At 47.2% G+C, this 17,406-nt stretch carries 16 protein-coding genes; all 16 read left to right on the top strand.

Annotated elements, in window-relative coordinates:
• The first annotated feature begins 5 nt into the window (after positions 1–5).
• A complete protein-coding gene (gene dapA / locus ABXS70_RS14840) occupies positions 6–884 on the top strand; it encodes a 4-hydroxy-tetrahydrodipicolinate synthase (protein ID WP_366288829.1) in 879 nt (292 codons plus the stop codon).
• A 479-nt stretch (positions 885–1,363) separates the two neighbouring features.
• The gene (locus tag ABXS70_RS14835) at positions 1,364–3,046 is read left to right on the top strand and encodes a ribonuclease J (RefSeq protein WP_342555513.1); all 1,683 of its coding nucleotides are present in this window, start codon (positions 1,364–1,366) and stop codon (positions 3,044–3,046) included.
• Between the two features lie 236 nt (positions 3,047–3,282).
• Complete coding sequence (locus ABXS70_RS14830; protein WP_366288826.1) at positions 3,283–4,056, top strand: ATP-dependent Clp protease proteolytic subunit; 774 nt, start codon at positions 3,283–3,285, stop codon at positions 4,054–4,056.
• A complete protein-coding gene (locus tag ABXS70_RS14825) occupies positions 4,053–4,286 on the top strand; it encodes a YlzJ-like family protein (protein ID WP_342555515.1) in 234 nt (77 codons plus the stop codon). Before ABXS70_RS14830 ends, ABXS70_RS14825 begins: the two co-directional genes overlap by 4 nt.
• 90 nt (positions 4,287–4,376) lie before the next feature.
• Positions 4,377–7,145, top strand: coding sequence for a DNA translocase FtsK (locus ABXS70_RS14820; protein ID WP_366288822.1), 2,769 nt, complete (start codon positions 4,377–4,379; stop codon positions 7,143–7,145).
• 177 nt (positions 7,146–7,322) lie between these two features.
• The gene (gene sleB, locus ABXS70_RS14815; protein WP_342555517.1) at positions 7,323–8,153 is read left to right on the top strand and encodes a spore cortex-lytic enzyme; all 831 of its coding nucleotides are present in this window, start codon (positions 7,323–7,325) and stop codon (positions 8,151–8,153) included.
• A gap of 130 nt (positions 8,154–8,283) precedes the next feature.
• On the top strand, positions 8,284–9,564 hold the full coding sequence (locus tag ABXS70_RS14810) for a pitrilysin family protein (protein ID WP_366288819.1): 1,281 nt from the start codon (positions 8,284–8,286) through the stop codon (positions 9,562–9,564).
• A gap of 2 nt (positions 9,565–9,566) precedes the next feature.
• Positions 9,567–10,847, top strand: a complete 1,281-nt coding sequence (locus ABXS70_RS14805) for a pitrilysin family protein (protein ID WP_366288816.1) — start codon at positions 9,567–9,569, stop codon at positions 10,845–10,847.
• Between the two features lie 70 nt (positions 10,848–10,917).
• Positions 10,918–11,667, top strand: a complete 750-nt coding sequence (gene fabG / locus ABXS70_RS14800; RefSeq protein WP_342555520.1) for a 3-oxoacyl-ACP reductase FabG — start codon at positions 10,918–10,920, stop codon at positions 11,665–11,667.
• A gap of 178 nt (positions 11,668–11,845) precedes the next feature.
• Positions 11,846–12,109 carry a DUF3243 domain-containing protein gene (locus tag ABXS70_RS14795; RefSeq protein WP_110893047.1) on the top strand — a complete coding sequence of 88 codons (264 nt, stop codon included), beginning with the start codon at positions 11,846–11,848 and terminating at the stop codon, positions 12,107–12,109.
• A 197-nt stretch (positions 12,110–12,306) separates the two neighbouring features.
• Complete coding sequence (locus ABXS70_RS14790; RefSeq protein WP_342555521.1) at positions 12,307–13,074, top strand: DUF3388 domain-containing protein; 768 nt, start codon at positions 12,307–12,309, stop codon at positions 13,072–13,074.
• Between the two features lie 66 nt (positions 13,075–13,140).
• Entirely contained in the window at positions 13,141–14,232 is a 1,092-nt protein-coding gene (locus tag ABXS70_RS14785; RefSeq protein WP_342555522.1) for a RodZ family helix-turn-helix domain-containing protein, read from the top strand.
• 73 nt (positions 14,233–14,305) lie between these two features.
• On the top strand, positions 14,306–14,470 hold the full coding sequence (locus ABXS70_RS14780) for a hypothetical protein (RefSeq protein WP_167375816.1): 165 nt from the start codon (positions 14,306–14,308) through the stop codon (positions 14,468–14,470).
• 150 nt (positions 14,471–14,620) lie between these two features.
• Positions 14,621–15,112: a YajQ family cyclic di-GMP-binding protein gene (locus tag ABXS70_RS14775; RefSeq protein ID WP_342555523.1), complete on the top strand. Its 492-nt coding sequence runs from the start codon at positions 14,621–14,623 to the stop codon at positions 15,110–15,112.
• A gap of 316 nt (positions 15,113–15,428) precedes the next feature.
• Positions 15,429–16,016 carry a CDP-diacylglycerol--glycerol-3-phosphate 3-phosphatidyltransferase gene (gene pgsA, locus ABXS70_RS14770; RefSeq protein WP_342555524.1) on the top strand — a complete coding sequence of 196 codons (588 nt, stop codon included), beginning with the start codon at positions 15,429–15,431 and terminating at the stop codon, positions 16,014–16,016.
• 109 nt (positions 16,017–16,125) lie between these two features.
• The gene (locus ABXS70_RS14765; protein WP_342555525.1) at positions 16,126–17,382 is read left to right on the top strand and encodes a competence/damage-inducible protein A; all 1,257 of its coding nucleotides are present in this window, start codon (positions 16,126–16,128) and stop codon (positions 17,380–17,382) included.
• The last annotated feature ends 24 nt before the right edge of the window (positions 17,383–17,406 follow it).

Genomic DNA, 17,406 nt, shown 5'->3' with positions numbered 1-17,406 from the left:
TCGAATTGGACTTTGGAAGATTGATTACAGCAATGGTCACTCCGTTCAATGCACAGGGAGAGATTCATTGGGAGGAAACGGCACGTCTCATCGATTACCTAATCGTTGATCAAAAGTCGGATGCTCTCGTGGTTTCTGGAACAACAGGGGAGTCACCGACACTTAGTGATACGGAGAAAGTTCAATTATTCGAATTTGCAGTGAAACATGCGGCCGGACGGTGCAGGATTATAGCTGGAACAGGCAGCAATAACACAGCGCATTCCATCCATCTGACTCAGGAAGCTGAGCGTGTCGGGGCAGACGGTGTATTATTGGTTGTTCCTTATTACAACAAGCCAAGCCAAGAAGGGATGTACAGACACTTTGAAGCCATTGCTGCATCAGCGAAGCTGCCGGTAATGCTGTATAACGTGCCTGCACGTACTGCTGCCAACTTGTCTGCTGCAACCACATTACGGCTTGCACAAATCCCGAATATTGTGGCGACGAAGGAATGTGCCTCTATGGAGCAGGTTACCTTGATTGCTGCGGGTGCACCGGAACACTTCAGAGTCTATACCGGAGATGATGCATCGGGTCTGCCAGCTATTGCGGTTGGAGCTCACGGGATCGTCAGCGTGGCAAGTCATGTGGTGGGTGCGGAGATGAAAAAAATGATTGATGCCTTCTATGGCGGAGATCCTCTGCAGGCCTCACGTATTCATCAAAAGCTGTTCCCGCTCTTCAAGGGTCTGTTTGAATGCCCGCAGCCATTACCCAATCCGGTAGCGGTGAAATATGCATTAACTTTACGTGGACTGGACGTAGGTTCAGTGCGTCTGCCTTTGATTCCTCCAACGATAGAGGAGCAGAACTACATTAAAAATCTGCTGCATTTGTAAATAAACAGATGCATTTTGCAATCGTTTATTAATTATAAGCATGAACGCTTTGTTTAGCGAAAGAACCGCGCCTCTCAAGTCGAGGCAGCGGTTCTTTTTTTGCCGAGTGCTGTAAGGTTTCTTTTTTAGAAGGAAGGGGAAACCTACAGGTTAACGAGAGAGTGACTTGTTTTTTCTGTTTTTAATCATGTATAATGATGTCAAGTGACTGGGTGCGGTATTTTTTTGAAATTGAAAGCGACATCGTTTCAGTGGTGTGGCTTTACGGTGAAAAAGGAAGGAACGGCTAAGAGGGACAATTCGGAACCAATATGTTGGGGATGGGGAATAACTTCGAAGAACTTCTTCCAAATATCGTGAATAAAGGTGTTCTTTTGCATTCATCCCTATTCAAGGGTGTAATGTATGAACTACTTTTCTTAACTTACAATAAATAAATAAGGTACGACGTCCAACTACCATAGGAGGTTCAGATTCATTTGTCTAAGAAAAATAATAATAACGAAAAGCTGATGATTTTTGCATTGGGCGGCGTAGGCGAGATTGGTAAAAATATGTATGTTATCCAATACGCGAACGATATTGTTGTCGTAGACGCCGGTCTTAAATTCCCGGAAGAAGACATGCTTGGTATTGATATTGTCATTCCTGACATTTCGTATTTGACTGAGAACCGTGACAAAGTAAGAGGCATTATTTTGACTCACGGTCACGAGGATCACATCGGCGGTCTGCCATATGTCCTCAAACACTTGAATGTTCCTGTATACGGAACTAAGCTTACCCTTGGTCTCGTTGAGAACAAACTGAAAGAAGCCAATTTGCTGGGTGAGACGAAGCGTATTCTCATCAATGCGGATTCGGAGATTGAGCTGGGTTCGACGCTGAAAGCATCGTTCTTTGCTACTAACCATAGTATTCCAGATTCCGTTGGGGTATGTGTAGAAACACCGGAAGGTGCTGTTGTTCACACAGGTGACTTCAAATTTGATCATACACCGGTCAATGGACAATATGCAGATCTGCAGCGCATGGCACAGATCGGAACCAACGGCGTTCTCGCGCTGCTGTCTGACAGTACTAATGCAGAGAAGCCTGGTTTCACACCATCGGAGAAAAATGTGGGTATCGTGCTGGAAGATATTTTCCGCAAAGCGAGCCAGCGTGTCGTTGTTGCAACTTTTGCTTCCAACGTGCATCGCATTCAGCAGGTTATCAATGCAGCAGAGGTCACTGGGCGTAAAGTCGCAGTTATCGGACGCAGCATGGTTAACGTTGTAGGTATTGCTTCGGATCTCGGTTATCTGGACATCCCTGATGGCATGATTATCGAACCGGAAGAAGTTGGTAAGATGGCAGCGGATCGTGTTGTCATCTTGTGCACAGGAAGCCAAGGCGAGCCAATGTCAGCATTGACACGCATGGCGCGTTCGACGCATCGCAAAGTGGACATCCTACCTGGAGATACCGTTATCATTGCGGCAACACCAGTACCTGGGAATGAGAAATATGTAGGCCGTACGATTGATGAACTGTTCCGTTTGGGAGCAAATGTTCACTACAGCGGCGCCAACAGTGGAGTTCACGTTTCCGGTCACGGCAGCCAGGAAGAATTGAAGTTGATGCTGAACCTGATGAAACCGAAATTCTTCCTGCCAATTCACGGAGAATTCCGGATGCAGCGTCGTCACGCAGTTCTTGCTGAATCGGTAGGCATCGATCCGGACAACATCTTCATTACAGATATCGGTGAGGTTGTTGAAATCCAAGGCGGGGCAGCGCGTAAAGCAGGGAAAGTAACTGCAGGTAATGTACTGATTGACGGTCTGGGTGTGGGTGACGTAGGTAATATCGTACTGCGTGATCGCAAGCTGCTGTCTCAGGATGGTATTCTTGTTGTAGTTGTGACTCTCAGCAAGCAGGATGGCAAAATCGTTTCCGGTCCGGATATCATCTCCCGCGGATTCGTATATGTACGTGAATCGGAAGGACTTCTGGATGAGGCTAACCGTATTGTTAGCAGCACACTGCAGAAGCTGATGAGCGAGAATGTAAATGAGTGGGCTTCACTCAAAACGAATGTTAAAGACGCACTTGGACGTTTTCTGTATGAGCAAACTCGTCGCAGACCGATGATTTTGCCAATCATTATGGAAGTTTAAAATAAGTTTCATGAAAAACATATATTAAGGCACACAGTCGCCCCTTTTCTACGAGTAATATTGGACGGTTCCTCGTAGAGAAGGGGCTTTTTTTGCTTTTTTCAGAGATAGCATGAGCTTCAAGGGCTGCTTGATGGAATTGATTGTCCCTGGAAAGTATAAGCTTGTTGGCAGATTCCCCATACTAAGGAAATGGAAAACCAATACATCTTACAGGAGAAGGGGACAGCAGTGATATGAATGATCAGATGAACGACAAGCAGATACCACGATCCAATCAGCCGGAGACAGAGGCTCCAGACATTCCGGTGCAGGAGGAGAAGCAGCTCTCTCCAGTCACAGAATCCATTCAGCAGTTTGGGCAGACACAGTCACCAGCCAGCGAATCCAATATTTTCTGCATGACCATTATCGGTCAGGTAGAGGGACATTTGATTTTACCCCCACAGAACAAAACAACCAAGTATGAGCATATTATCCCGCAGCTGGTAGCGGCAGAGCAAAATCCGAAGATTGAAGGCATTCTGATCATTCTCAATACGGTAGGTGGCGATGTGGAGGCGGGACTTGCTATTGCCGAGATGATTGCTTCTTTAAGCAAACCAACGGTGACCGTTGTCATTGGAGGAGGGCACAGCATTGGTGTACCGATTGCAGTTGCTTCAACGTATTCGCTGATAGCGGGAAGTGCCACAATGACGATTCACCCGATTCGGATGAATGGACTTGTCATTGGTGTGCCGCAGACATTTGAATATATGGAGAAGATGCAGGAGCGTGTTGTGCGGTTTGTAACATCCCACTCCAATATTTCCGAAGATATGTTCAAAGAACTGATGTTCAAGACAGGAGAGCTGAATCGGGATATCGGTACGGCTGTAGGGAGTGCAGATGCGGTGAAATATGGTCTTATGGATGCAGTAGGTGGCATTGGTCAAGCAATCGCACAATTGAACAAGTTAATGGGAGATAAGAGACAGACGATGCAGGCGGGAGGATACACGCAATGACAACGATGTATACCGTAATGCCACCGGAGCAGCTGTGGTCGGGGATGTGGACTGAGGCCGGCGATACGAAAGAGATCCGAATGAACGGTCTGTTAATGCAGGTCAGACCGGTCAATGATACCGAAGCTGTTATTGTGCGTTTACTTGAGTGCCCGCTTGAAGCGTATCTGGACCCGGCCAATCAACCGGGTTCAACGGTTCCGCTTTCGGGTAACACAAGTCCAACATAACGCGACGAATTCAGACAAATGGTGCAGAAAAAGAACATATGTACGGAATATATTTGTATGGTATAATATTCTTCTGGGGGTGACCTGATTTTGGCCAGAAGAAAAAAGAGGAAAAAGAAGGGTGCCGGATTTAGCGGCGTCTTAAAATATGAAATTTATGGCATTGTGCTAATTACACTGGCCGTCATAGCGCTGTCGGGTGAAGCTACCGTGGGACGTTCGCTTTCCAAGATGTTTGGACTCATGCTTGGCAAGTTTTATTTTGCGATTCCGCTGGTGGGGATTTACTATGGGCTGATGGTGATGATTCACCGGAAGTGGCCGACTGGCTGGACTACTCGTAAGACCGGATTGGTCCTGTTGGTCTTTGCGCTCACCCTGATGAGTACCATATCCGCCATGCACCAAAAGCTGATTCCGGTTGGTGCGCTGGAACCAGGTGCGGTTCTGACTCAGGTACATAATGATATGCAAACTGAATTACTGACGCCTGCTGCACCAGGTGAGCGCGACTCCATGCTGGGCAAGGATATTAGCGGCGGGTATATTGGTGCAGGACAGTTTGCGTTATTTTTGTGGCTGTTTGGCAGTCTTGGCGCAAGACTGATTATGATTGTCATGTTTGTGATCAGTTTCATGCTTATTACGAGTCTGTCCTATGTGGATTTGATACGTATATTCAGAACCAAGGTCTGGGACGCAGGCAGCTCCATGTACAAGAAGCTCGAGTCGAGGCCGGCGAGAAGATCAGTTTCCAAGACAGCAGGGACCAAGAAAAGCAGTGTACGGAAATTGGCGCCAGTACCGGTTGACGATGAAGAGGAAGACGACGATTACGATTCCGAAGAAGGGCATTTACCCAAACGTAAAGCACCTATTTTTTTTCAGCTGTTCGGAAAATGGGGAGCCCATCGTCAGACATCCAAATCTGCTGACAATTCACACGAGATGGATGCACTGGAATCAGAACAGATCGTTTATCGTGTGGGACAGGAACTGCCATCCGAGCCATGGCATGGCGAATCAGAATCTGTTAGCCAAGGAACTGGTGCAGCAGCAGTAGGTGCGGCAGCACATGCAGCACAGACCAGGGCTGATTCTGCACCCATCATCCGTGACTTTTTTGAACATGTCAGAGCAGAGGGCCCGGACAAAGATGATGATCTGGACGATGCTTATCCGTTCCCGGCCGACCTGAGTGGGAATGGCAGCACTACAGATCAAACGCACAGAGCAGATATTAAATTTACAGATGAGTTGGTAGAAGACGAATGGCCTAATGCAAGTGCTGCAGCCAACATATCTCAAACCAATGCTGAGCATGATGCATCCAATGGGGAAGCTGTTCCAGGTGATACAGTGGATGGGGGAACGGAGCAGGGCACTGCGGGAGGAGAAGGTGTTCCATCTGCTGCACCACCGCCACCCCCCCCGAAGCCTTACAAACTGCCTTCCTTCCGTCTTCTTTCCAAGCCCCATAACGGTGGTAAAGGTGCAGATCAGAAGGATTACATGCAGACTGCACGCAAGCTGGAAGCAACACTGGAAAGCTTCGGTGTACGTGCCAAAGTTCTGGAGGTTGTTCGGGGTCCAGCAGTGACGAGGTATGAAATTCAGCCGGATATCGGGGTGAAAGTGAGCCGAATTGTCAGTTTGACGGATGATATCGCTCTTGCCTTGGCTGCCAAGGATATTCGGATGGAAGCACCTATTCCGGGTAAATCGGCTATTGGTATTGAAGTTCCTAATGGTGAAGTATCTGTTGTCACGATGCGTGAAGTCATGGAGACGGCAACGTTCCAGGATGCAGAATCCAAAGTAACGATTGCATTTGGGCGGGATATATCGGGTCAGACGATCATAGGTAATCTGGCTCGTATGCCCCATTTGCTGGTCGCGGGTGCTACCGGCTCAGGTAAATCGGTATGTATCAACGGCATTATTACCAGCATTTTGTACAAAGCGAAGCCGGATGAGGTCAAGTTTTTGATGGTTGACCCGAAAATGGTCGAACTGAATGTATATAATGGAATCCCGCATCTGATGGCGCCTGTTGTAACTGATCCAAAGAGAGCATCGCTGGCACTCAAAAAGATCGTGGTCGAGATGGAAAAAAGATATGAGTTATTTTCCAAGTCAGGAACACGAAACGTTGAAGGTTACAATAATCTGATGAAGGATAATCCGGCGGCGATTCTGCCTTATATTGTGGTTATTGTGGACGAGCTGGCCGACCTGATGATGGTAGCCGCTGGAGATGTAGAGGATGCGATTGCTCGTCTGGCGCAGATGGCTCGTGCGGCCGGTATTCATCTTATCATTGCCACGCAGCGTCCTTCCGTCGATGTTATTACGGGTGTAATCAAAGCCAACATTCCTTCAAGGATTGCGTTCGGGGTATCCTCACAAGTTGATTCACGCACCATTCTGGATATGGGCGGTGCGGAGAAGCTGCTAGGCCGAGGAGATATGCTGTTTATGCCTATGGGCGCATCGAAGCCAATTCGTGTACAAGGTGCGTTTATGAGTGATGAAGAGGTTGAAAATATTGTGAATTACGTTCGTGGTCAAGGTGAAGCGCAGTATGACGAGTCCCTTGTTCCCGAGGTGGACGACTCCAATCAGGCTGCGGAAGAAGTGCAGGATGAGCTGTACGAACAGGCTGTGCAGATTATTCTTGAAGCGAAGCAGGCTTCAGTATCGCTGCTGCAGCGGAGGATGCGGGTGGGGTACACCCGTGCCGCACGTTTGATTGATTCCATGGAAGCCAGAGGTGTCATCGGGCCGTACGAAGGCAGCAAGCCGCGTGAAGTCCTGGTGTCGCTGGAGCAGTATCAACAGAGCAAAATAAGCTCATAGTAAAGCCTTAGAAAGCCTTCAACCATTATGGTTGGAGGCTTTTAGCTGTAATCAGGTCATTGAGGTTTGCCAATTGCTCCAGAGATCGGATGATTTGGTGCATAGGAAGGCAGCTTGCTTGTCATAATAACTTTAGCGATTCTGTTAAATTCCACAAGAGAAAGGTAGAGCATATTGATGCGAAAAATGAACCTTTGGCTTTTCACGGCTATTTTGCTGATATCCGTGCTGGGAATCCGTTATTTGCTTCCTGAGCACACAGCAGCCCCAAGTGCCGCCCATAACGACAAACCGGCAGAGGAAAAAGCGATGCCGACGTTCAGCAGCAGCACCGTGAAATATGGCAGTTACGGACAGGACGTATACGAACTTCAGGGGCGCTTGAAGTATCTGGGTTTCTACAATGGCAAGATCGACAGCAGCTTTGGCAGCAGCACTCTCAAATCGGTGAAATGGTTTCAATCCGAATTTGGCATGAAAGCTGACGGTGTGGTTGGGGCCAAAACAAAGCTGAAGCTGTACAATGCCAGCACCAAGTGGTCACCTACAGAACCCCCTCTTCACAAAGGAGGATCTGACGGAGATGGGGGCGGCAGTGGAGGTACAGCAAACAAAGAGCAGGACAATATGGGTTCTGCCAATGCGCTGGGGCTTACGGAGAACGAACTTAAAATTATGGCAAATGCTGTATATGGTGAAGCAAGGGGAGAACCGTTTGAAGGTCAGGTAGCCGTAGCCGCTGTTATTTTGAACCGCGTAAACTCACCAAGTTTTCCGTCAACTCCTTCTGGTGTTATCTTTCAGCCAGGGGCATTCACTGCTGTAGCGGATGGGCAGATCTATCTGGAACCAAACGCGCAGGCGAAAAAAGCAGTAGAACAGGCGTTAAACGGATGGGACCCTTCAGGCGGATGCTTGTACTACTTCAACCCTAAAACGGCTACATCCAAATGGATCTGGACACGTCCGCAGGTGAAAACGATCGGGCAGCATATATTCTGTATGTAACGGAACGGGAAGCAACCAGGAGAGAAGCGACTTCGGTTGCTTCTTGGCTTTTGAATGGTTTAAAATGGTGGTTGCGTTTAGGCTTGATGAAGACTGTTATCAATATGACGCCGTAAAGGGGTTTTGACATTTGAATACTGCAGCATTTGAACGGGGGAGCGGGAAACAGCTTCGAATACATGTACTTCCGACCAAACGTTTCAAAACGTTCGCAATTTCCCTGTATGCCGGAGTTCTTCTGCGTGAGGACTCAGTTACGCATACAGCTCTTACACCTTTTGTATTAAGACGAGGAACAGAAGCATATCCGGAAACAACGCAGTTTCGAGAGCAGTTGGAACATTTGTACGGAGCCGGCTTTGGGTTTGACGTCTATAAACGGGGCGATTACCAGATTGTGCAGTTCCGTATGGATACCATTAACGATTCTTTTGTCGGGGGAGGAGAACAGCTTCTGGATCGTTCGTTTGCGTTTCTGGGCGAAGTATTGACCAAACCGGCCAGGGAAAATGGACAATTCAGAACAGCGTATGTCCAGGCAGAACGCGAGACGGTTCGCAAAAAGCTGGAGTCCATTGTCAATGATAAAATGCGTTATGCGGCTGAACGCTGTATTGAAGAAATGTGCAAGCATGAGCCGTACAGACTTCATCCGCTAGGTGAACGAGATGCACTGCCAGCCATAGAACCTCCTGAACTGACGTCTGCTTATGAAAAGTGGCTGAGGGAAGCGAGTATGGACCTGTATGTGGTGGGGGATACGACACTTGAAGAAGTGGAGCAGCTGGTGCAGCGTCATTTTAATCTGGAACGTACGGCTTCCGCTGACTATCAGGCGCAGAAGGCGGTGCGTGGGGACAAGGAGCCAAATACGGTCATTGAACGATTGAATATTGGTCAGGGCAAATTGAATATGGGTCTTCGTACATCCATTACGTATGGAGATGATAACTATGCAGCAGCCCTGTTGTATAACGGTATTCTTGGCGGTTACCCGCATTCCAAGTTATTTGTAAATGTTCGCGAAAAAGAAAGCCTCGCCTATTATGCATCTTCCAGATATGATGGGCACAAAGGTATTGCGACCATTCAATCCGGGATTGAAATCCCTAATTACGAAAAAGCAGTCATGATTATCAAGCAGCAGCTTGAGGAAATGAACAGGGGTAATATCACGGATTTGGAGATGTCGCAGACCAAAGCGATGATCCGCAACCTGTTGAAGGAAATGCAGGATGCGGCATTCGAGATGATTGCCTACGATTTTAACCGTCAATTGTCCGGCAAGGAGAGAACATCCGAAGAGCTGCTTGCACAAATCGAACAGATCAGCAAGCAGGATGTTCGAGAGGCAGCAGAGCAGTTCCGTCTGGATACGATATATTTCTTGCGGGACGAGAAGGAGGAATAGTCGTGGAGAGCATTCAGTATGAACATCTGCAGGAAACGTTATATCATGAAGTGATGGATAACGGACTGCACGTCTATGTTTTGCCCAAGCCAGGTTTTCAAAAAACATATGCTTCATTTACAACCCAATACGGGTCTGTAGATAACCACTTTCAAGTGGAGGGACAGGCAGAAGTGAAAGTGCCCGACGGCATTGCTCATTTTCTGGAGCACAAAATGTTTGAGGAACCTACGGGTGATATTTTTGCAACGTTCGCCTCTCATGGTGCTTCTGCCAACGCATTTACAAGTTTTGATCAGACTGTATATTTGTTTTCGGCGACTGAAAATATAAACGAAAATATACAAACATTAGTCGATTTTGTGCAAAACCCTTACTTCACGGACCAAAATGTTAATAAGGAAAAAGGCATTATTGAACAAGAAATTAATATGTATGCCGATAATCCGGACTGGCGGGTATATTTCGGATTAATTGAAGCGATGTATCAAAAACATCCCGTGCATATTGATATTGCAGGTACGGTGGAGTCCATTAATACGATTACGAAAGAAATGCTTTACACTTGCTACAGAGCCTTTTATCACCCGAGCAACATGCTTTTATTTGTTGTAGGGGGCGTTGACCCTGAGCAGGTCATCAGCATGGTTCGATCGAATCAGGAACAGAAAAATTACGAACCGCAGGGTCAAATTCAGCGATTTTTTGATCCTGAACCCGAGAAGGTGGGAGAGGCAAGACGTGAAGCCAGATTATCGGTTTCCCTGCCCAAATGTCTGTTTGGGTTCAAAGAGACGGATGTGGGGCTTTCGGGAGAGGAGCTGGCTTGCCGGGATGTAACTACACAGCTCATGATGGATCTTTTATTTGGTTCCAGTACACGCTTGTTTCAGAAGCTTTATGATGAGGATTTAATCTCGGACAGCTTTGGACATAATTATATCAGCTCACCTCAATACGCTTTTTCCGCAGTTGGCGGGGATACCAAAGATCCGGACCAACTGTTGAAACGGATACGTGAAGAAGTGGATTTGATTGTGCAAAAGGGGTTTGAGGCTTCCGATTTCGAACGTGCGCGTAAAAAGAAGATCGGTGGTTATTTGCGTATGCTGAACTCACCTGAGAATATTGCGAGCGAATTCACGCGTCTGCAGCTGCGCGGCGCAGACTTTTTCAACATGCTTTCGCTATATGAAGCAATTACACTGAACGATGTAAATCAACGATTGCGGGATCATATTCGCTGGGATCAGCTGGCGGTATCGCTCGTGGTGAGTCCTTGATCAGGAGAGGAATCGGGACTGTTTAAGAGGTTTGAGGAGCAGCATTGAGAGCTTATGGGGGGAACGATCAATGAAAGCTATTGGGGAAATGACCGTGCTGGTTACTGGTGCAAGCGGTGGCATCGGAGCCGCGATTGCAGAGCGCTTTGCCAGCGTTGGTATGAATGTTGTACTGCATTACATGAAATCGCACGAAGCTGCTAACGAAGCGGCCAGACGCTGTATGGAGCAGGGCAATGGACGCATTATGACCGTGTCGGCTGATCTCCGCAGCAGAGAGCAGATTCAGCGCATGCGGGAAAAACTGGCTTCACATGAGCTTCTGCCGGATATCCTCGTAAACAACGCGGGCATATCTCACTATGGCCTGCTGTCTGATGTAACCGAGGAAATTTGGGATGAAGTGATGGCCATCAATTTAAAAGGTACCTTTCTGTGCACACAGGAGATGATGCCGCATATGATCTCCCAGCGATACGGCCGGATTATCAACGTCTCGTCGATCTGGGGGCTGTCCGGGGCATCCTGTGAAGTGCTGTATTCCACAACCAAGGGCGGAGTAAATGCCTTTACAAAAGCACTTGCGAAAGAGCTGGCTCCATCAGGCGTTACAGTAAATGCTGTAGCTCCGGGAGCTGTTCAGACCACCATGCTGGAGCATCTGGATCAGAGTGAATTAAAGATGCTGGAGGAGGAAATCCCGGCTGGCCGGCTGGCGCAGCCGGACGAAATTTCGTCATTGGTTTATTTTCTTGCGCTGCCTGAATCCGGTTATATTAATGGTCAGATTATCAGCCCTAATGGCGGCTGGCTGACTTAGTGTGAAACGGACAAGTTTTTATTAAAGTATGGGGATTTAGACGTGTAAAGTAACTTGGACTGTTCTTCTTGACCATACGGCCGTGATTTATTTCAAAAGTTCGTATATAAAATGCCCGTAAAGCACATATTACAACTGTTGATTTTAAATCTCATGCGTCAGCCAAGGAGGATTTATCATGTCAACAGAAAAAACAGTCGTTTCCAACTTTGACACATGGAAGAAGTTTCTGGGTGATCGCGTACTGCAAGCAGAGAAGATGGGAATGAGTGAAGAAACCATCAACAAACTGGCATACGAGATTGGGGACTTTCTTGATGAGAAAGTTGATCCAGCGAACCATTCCAACCGGGCATTGAAGGAACTATGGGATGTCGGCGATGCAGATGAGCGTCGTACGATTGCGTGCCTGATGGTCAAATTGGCCAAACAAAACGCATAAGGCAAGAGGTGAAGAGCTCCCGCAAGGGGGCTTTTCTCTAATGATTACAAACGGATTACAGAGCTGTTCTTGTAATTCATTTTCATTTTATATATCATTAACGTGACCCATTTTTAGAAGATGACTCAGAATTGCGTTCTGTGGACGTGTTTTGCTGTTGTCGAATAATGTGGAATAATGCATTACGGGGTGTATAAATGGAAACTAAACAATGGTATATGGAATATAAAATACATAAGAACAGACCTGGTCTTTTGGGGGACATTGCCTCTATGCTGGGGATGCTCGAAGTCAATATATTGACCATTAACGGTGTGGAAGGCAAAACACGCGGCATGCTGCTCGAATCGGATGATGACGAGAAAATTCGTCTGCTCGGAGAGATGCTTGGCAAAGTCAACAGCATTACCGTATCCGCATTGCGTCAGCCTAAACTGGTAGACATTCTGGCTGTGCGTCACGGCAGGTACATTGACCGGGATTCGGATGATCGCAAAACGTTCCGTTTCACTCGTGACGAACTTGGGTTACTTGTTGATTTTCTGGGTGAAGTATTTAAAAGAGAAGGCAATCAGGTTATTGGCTTGCGCGGAATGCCGCGTGTAGGCAAAACAGAATCGATCATCGCAGGCAGCGTATGTGCCATGAAGCGGTGGACTTTTGTATCCTCGACACTCCTTCGTCAAACGATCCGCAGTCAAATGTCTGAAGACGAGTTGAATCCGAACAATGTTTTTATTATTGATGGAATCGTCAGCACAATTCGGTCCAGTGAAAGACATTATAACCTGCTTCAGGACATTATGACGATGCCGAGTACCAAAGTGATTGAGCACCCGGATATTTTTGTACAGGAATCAGAATATGATTATAATCATTTTGATATTATTATCGAACTGCGCAACAATCCTAACGAAGAAATTATTTATGATACGTTTACGGCAAGCTACACCGACGAACTGTAAAGCCCCGTACGGAATCATGGAATAGATCAGCAACAACTAAAGAGATAAACATAAGGAGGAGATGGCATGTCTGAACTGGGTCAGCAGTTAAGAGAGGCCCGGCTGCAAAAAGGGATGAGTCTCGACGATGTACAGGAAATGACTAAAATTCGCAAGAGGTATCTGGAGGCTATAGAAGCAGGGGATTACAAAGTACTCCCCGGCAGCTTCTATGTGCGTGCATTTATAAAAACCTATGCGGAAACGGTAGGACTCAATCCGGATGAGCTGCTGGAAGGACATAAAAAAGATGTACCTGCAGAAACCGCGGAGGCAACGATGGAGCCGGTAATTCAGAAACGCTCAAACCGGCCGGCGGAGCGCAGTAACCGATGGATGTCTGTTGCTCTGATGTGGACATTTCCTATATTGATTCTGGTCCTTTTGTATGTATATATGGCATACAACAAGGGAGATGACGCGAATCCGCAGGGGCTGGATGATACAAAAATTACGGATAGTCAGAAGCCTGCTGACGACAAACCGGACCCTTCGACGGATAAAGGACAGACGGCTAATCCTCCTGCGACCGATTCAGGTTCCAAGGATCCCAATAAAGGTGATGCGGGCGGCAACGGCGGCGGTACTGAAACAAACGGTCAGACCGATGGACAAAATGATGGTCAAACCGATGGACAGACTGATGGGAAAACCGAAGGGCAACCCGATGGGCAAACAGGTGAGAATCAAGAGGGAACGAATCCGGCTACACCTGGCTCAGTTACTGTCTCACAGGATGGAAAATCAGGCAACATTACAAACTTCAAAGTTAGCGGAAGTGCGGGGCAGCCTGTTACTGTAACAATTAAAGCGACAGGAAACAGCTGGCTTGAAGTGTACAAAGGGGAAAATTCCAGCGGAGAGAAACTGGAGTATGGCAATACGGCCGACGGTGACACATTTACATTTACGCTGGACAGTACAGGAATGTACATTAAGTCCGGTTATGCGGCTGCCACGACAATTGATGTTGGAGGTCAAGTGGTAACGGACGGGAAAGCGACAAACCGGATTCGACTTAAATTGGATACGGACAGCGCAGCTTCCACGATGGGGTCAGAAGGCACAAGTGGTACGAATACCACGGACTCCTCAGAAGCGGGTACTTCAAGCGAATAACCTGGTTGACTGGAGGAGACAATAAGTTTGTCTTCAATTGCAGTTAACTTATGGTGAAGTGAGGTGGATGGCTATGACAGTCAGCTGGATCGTAACGGGTTTAGGTATCATTGTCAGCCTCCTGGGTTATTATCTGACTCCTAATGCCTGGGGCTACGGAATACTGGGCTTTGGACTTGCGCATATCGTTCTTGGTGTGCTCGATATGTTCAGACAGCCTAACCGCAGCCGATATTAGAGGCAGCTGAACCTGCAAGCATTTTTGGTGACCGGAAGGTACACCAAAAATGCTTTTTTCTATGATTAAACACAGCTAATATTAGACTTTTGATTGGAGTTTACTCTATAATGTTACAGAACATATGATTAACTGAAAGGGTGACTCGCTTTGAGTTCAGAAAATTCATTTGATATCGTGTCCAAAATGGACTTGCAGGAACTGACTAATGCCGTAACACAAACGGAAAAGGAAATTGGCAATCGTTATGATTTCAAGGGCAGTAAAAGCAGCTTGAAATTGGATAAAGACGCTCTAACGATTGTGTCAGATGATGAGAGCAAGTTAAAGGCGGTTATTGAGGTACTGCAGTCCAAAATGGCAAAGCGGGGGCTGCCGCTGAAAAATATGGATTATGGAAAAGTGGAGCCGGCTTCATCGGGTACTGTTCGTCAGCGTTTGAATTTCAAGCAGGGAATTGATCAGGATGCTGCCAAAAAAATCAATATCCTTATTCGTGATTCCAAACTCAAGGTGAAGAGTCAGATTCAAGGTGACCAGCTTAGGGTAACGGGTAAAAGTAAAAATGATCTGCAGGCTGTTATGCAGCTGCTTAATGGGGCCAACCTGCCGCTGGACCTGCAATATACCAATTTTAAATAAAGGTACCGCTGCAGCAATGTATTTTTGACACTGTATTGGTACGTATATTATACTGAATGTGCATTGCTGGCAGTCATGCATCAAGTCCAGTCTTTATCGTTTGCTGACTTTGTGAAAAGCAGTACACTTCTGGAAGTCACCGGAGCGTTTAAAGCGGTTTTTCGTTTGGGCGGTAGACTTTATTTTTTGCGCTTTTACATAGGGTTTGATCTTAAATCCAAGTCGACGTTTCAAACGTTCATCACTTGCTTTAGATGATGAATACGGGATTAAGATGAAGGTTTGAAGTAATGGAGATACAAAGGGAGGGCGTCTTGTGAATTTACCCAACCGGATTACGCTTGCACGAATTTGCTTAATCCCTTTTTTGATGGTGTTCCTGCTTGTGGATTTTCCGTTTTATCCAGAGCCGTTACATCTTGGGAGCTTTGTGCTTCCGTATAATCAGTTAATTGCTGCTCTTATTTTTATCGTTGCTGCAAGCACGGATGGAATAGACGGCTATCTTGCAAGGAAAAACAATATGGTCACCAATTTGGGCAAACTGCTGGACCCGCTCGCCGACAAGCTGCTGGTTACCGCCGTTCTGATTTCATTGGTTCAGATGGGCAAGCTGGATTCATGGATTGCAGTTGTTATTATCAGCCGTGAATTTGCCGTGACCGGTCTGCGTCAGATTGCTCTGCTGGACGGTTCGGTTGTTGCCGCAAGTGCCTGGGGCAAACTGAAGACATTCGTGCAGATTATAGCGATTGTTTTGCTGCTGCTGAACAATTTTCCGTTTTCATACACAGGCGTTCATGTCGACGAGATTGCAGTATGGGCAGCGGCTCTGATCACCATCTGGTCGGGAATTGACTACTTTATCAAAAACAAAAATTTGCTTCATTTATCAAAAGCGTAATGAATTATGCTTAAACGGGTAATGATGAAAGACTTATCGGGTCAAAGGGCAATAGGAGCTTATCCTATTGCCCTTTGACTACTCAACAAGTGCACAGGAGGAAGCTGAAATGAAAGCAGAGATTATCGCAGTTGGGACAGAGCTGCTGCTGGGACAAATCGTGAATACGAACGCCAGATATCTTTCCCGGGAACTAGCTGCAATGGGGATTGACGTATATTTTCAGACGGTAGTCGGGGATAATCTGAATCGGCTCAGTGAAGCGATACGCATCGCGCAGGGACGTGCAGACATTATTTTATTTTCCGGAGGCATTGGCCCGACCCAGGATGATCTGACCAAAGATGCACTGGCCGCTGTATTGAATCGAAAGCTCCATATTGATCGTATGGCTATGGACAAAATAGAAGGTTTCTTCCGGGATCGGAATGTTGAAATGACGGAGAATAATCGACGTCAAGCCATTGTGCTTGAGGGTGGAACGCCTCTGGCGAATGAAACCGGACTTGCTGCAGGCAACGCGATTGCGGATAACGATAAATATTATGTTGTGATGCCTGGGCCGCCCAAAGAGCTTATTCCGATGTTTGAGCAGGAAGTCAAGCCTTGGCTGTTCCAGCATGCTCTTACAGAAGAGATGCCGATTTATTCTCGTATGCTGAAATTCGCAGGTATTGGGGAGTCTGCTCTGGAGGATCGACTGCTTGACCTGATTGACGGGCAGACAGACCCTACGATTGCTCCTTACGCGAGTGAAGGTGAAGTGACGGTACGCGTCTCTACAAAGGCTCCAAGCGAAGGAGAAGCGAAACTGAAGCTCGATGCCATGGAAGTCCAGATTCGCGAACGGTTGTCTGAACACCTCTACGCCAACGAGGATGTACCGATTGAATACACGATTGTGACAATGATGTCTGATATGGGTCTGACCTTGAGTGCGGCGGAAAGCTGTACTGGAGGGCTCGTGATGCAGAGCCTCACTTCCGTCCCTGGAAGTGCCTCGATGCTGAAAGGCGGCATCGTCTGTTACTCCAATGAGATCAAAGAAAAGCTGCTCAATGTTCCGCACAGTTATCTTGAAGGTGAAGATGCACCGGGCGCGGTTAGTCCAGAAGTGGCAAAAGTGCTTGCTGAGCAGGTCCGCATGATCGGCGATGCCGACTTCGGGCTGGCAGTAACCGGGGTAGCCGGTCCAGGATATTCAGAGCGCAAACCGCCGGGTCTTGTGTTTATAGCTTTGGCTGAGCGCGGGAAGGATACTGAAATTCATGAGCTGCGGATTAACGGTAACCGGGAAACGGTTCGTATTCGTTCGGCAAAGGCGATTCTGTATCGTTTATGGCAAAAATTAGTGGCTATCGATTAAGCGGTGTGAAGCAGATTGCAATTG

The organism is Paenibacillus sp. AN1007 (genome assembly GCF_040702995.1).
Lineage (GTDB): Bacteria > Bacillota > Bacilli > Paenibacillales > Paenibacillaceae > Paenibacillus.
The sequence above is the reverse complement of the archived record's forward strand: the minus strand, read 5'-3'. Positions and strand labels throughout refer to the sequence as shown.

Excerpts from the sequence above, each read along its gene's own strand:
- sleB (WP_342555517.1), top strand. The coding sequence starts at position 7,323 with ATGCGAAAAATGAACCTTTGGCTTTTCACGGCTATTTTGCTGATATCC.
- ABXS70_RS14790 (WP_342555521.1), top strand. The coding sequence starts at position 12,307 with ATGGAAACTAAACAATGGTATATGGAATATAAAATACATAAGAACAGA.
- ABXS70_RS14765 (WP_342555525.1), top strand. The coding sequence starts at position 16,126 with ATGAAAGCAGAGATTATCGCAGTTGGGACAGAGCTGCTGCTGGGACAA.
- fabG (WP_342555520.1), top strand. The coding sequence starts at position 10,918 with ATGAAAGCTATTGGGGAAATGACCGTGCTGGTTACTGGTGCAAGCGGT.
- ABXS70_RS14780 (WP_167375816.1), top strand. The coding sequence starts at position 14,306 with ATGACAGTCAGCTGGATCGTAACGGGTTTAGGTATCATTGTCAGCCTC.
- ABXS70_RS14785 (WP_342555522.1), top strand. The coding sequence starts at position 13,141 with ATGTCTGAACTGGGTCAGCAGTTAAGAGAGGCCCGGCTGCAAAAAGGG.
- ABXS70_RS14825 (WP_342555515.1), top strand. The coding sequence starts at position 4,053 with ATGACAACGATGTATACCGTAATGCCACCGGAGCAGCTGTGGTCGGGG.
- ABXS70_RS14795 (WP_110893047.1), top strand. The coding sequence starts at position 11,846 with ATGTCAACAGAAAAAACAGTCGTTTCCAACTTTGACACATGGAAGAAG.
- ABXS70_RS14830 (WP_366288826.1), top strand. The coding sequence starts at position 3,283 with ATGAATGATCAGATGAACGACAAGCAGATACCACGATCCAATCAGCCG.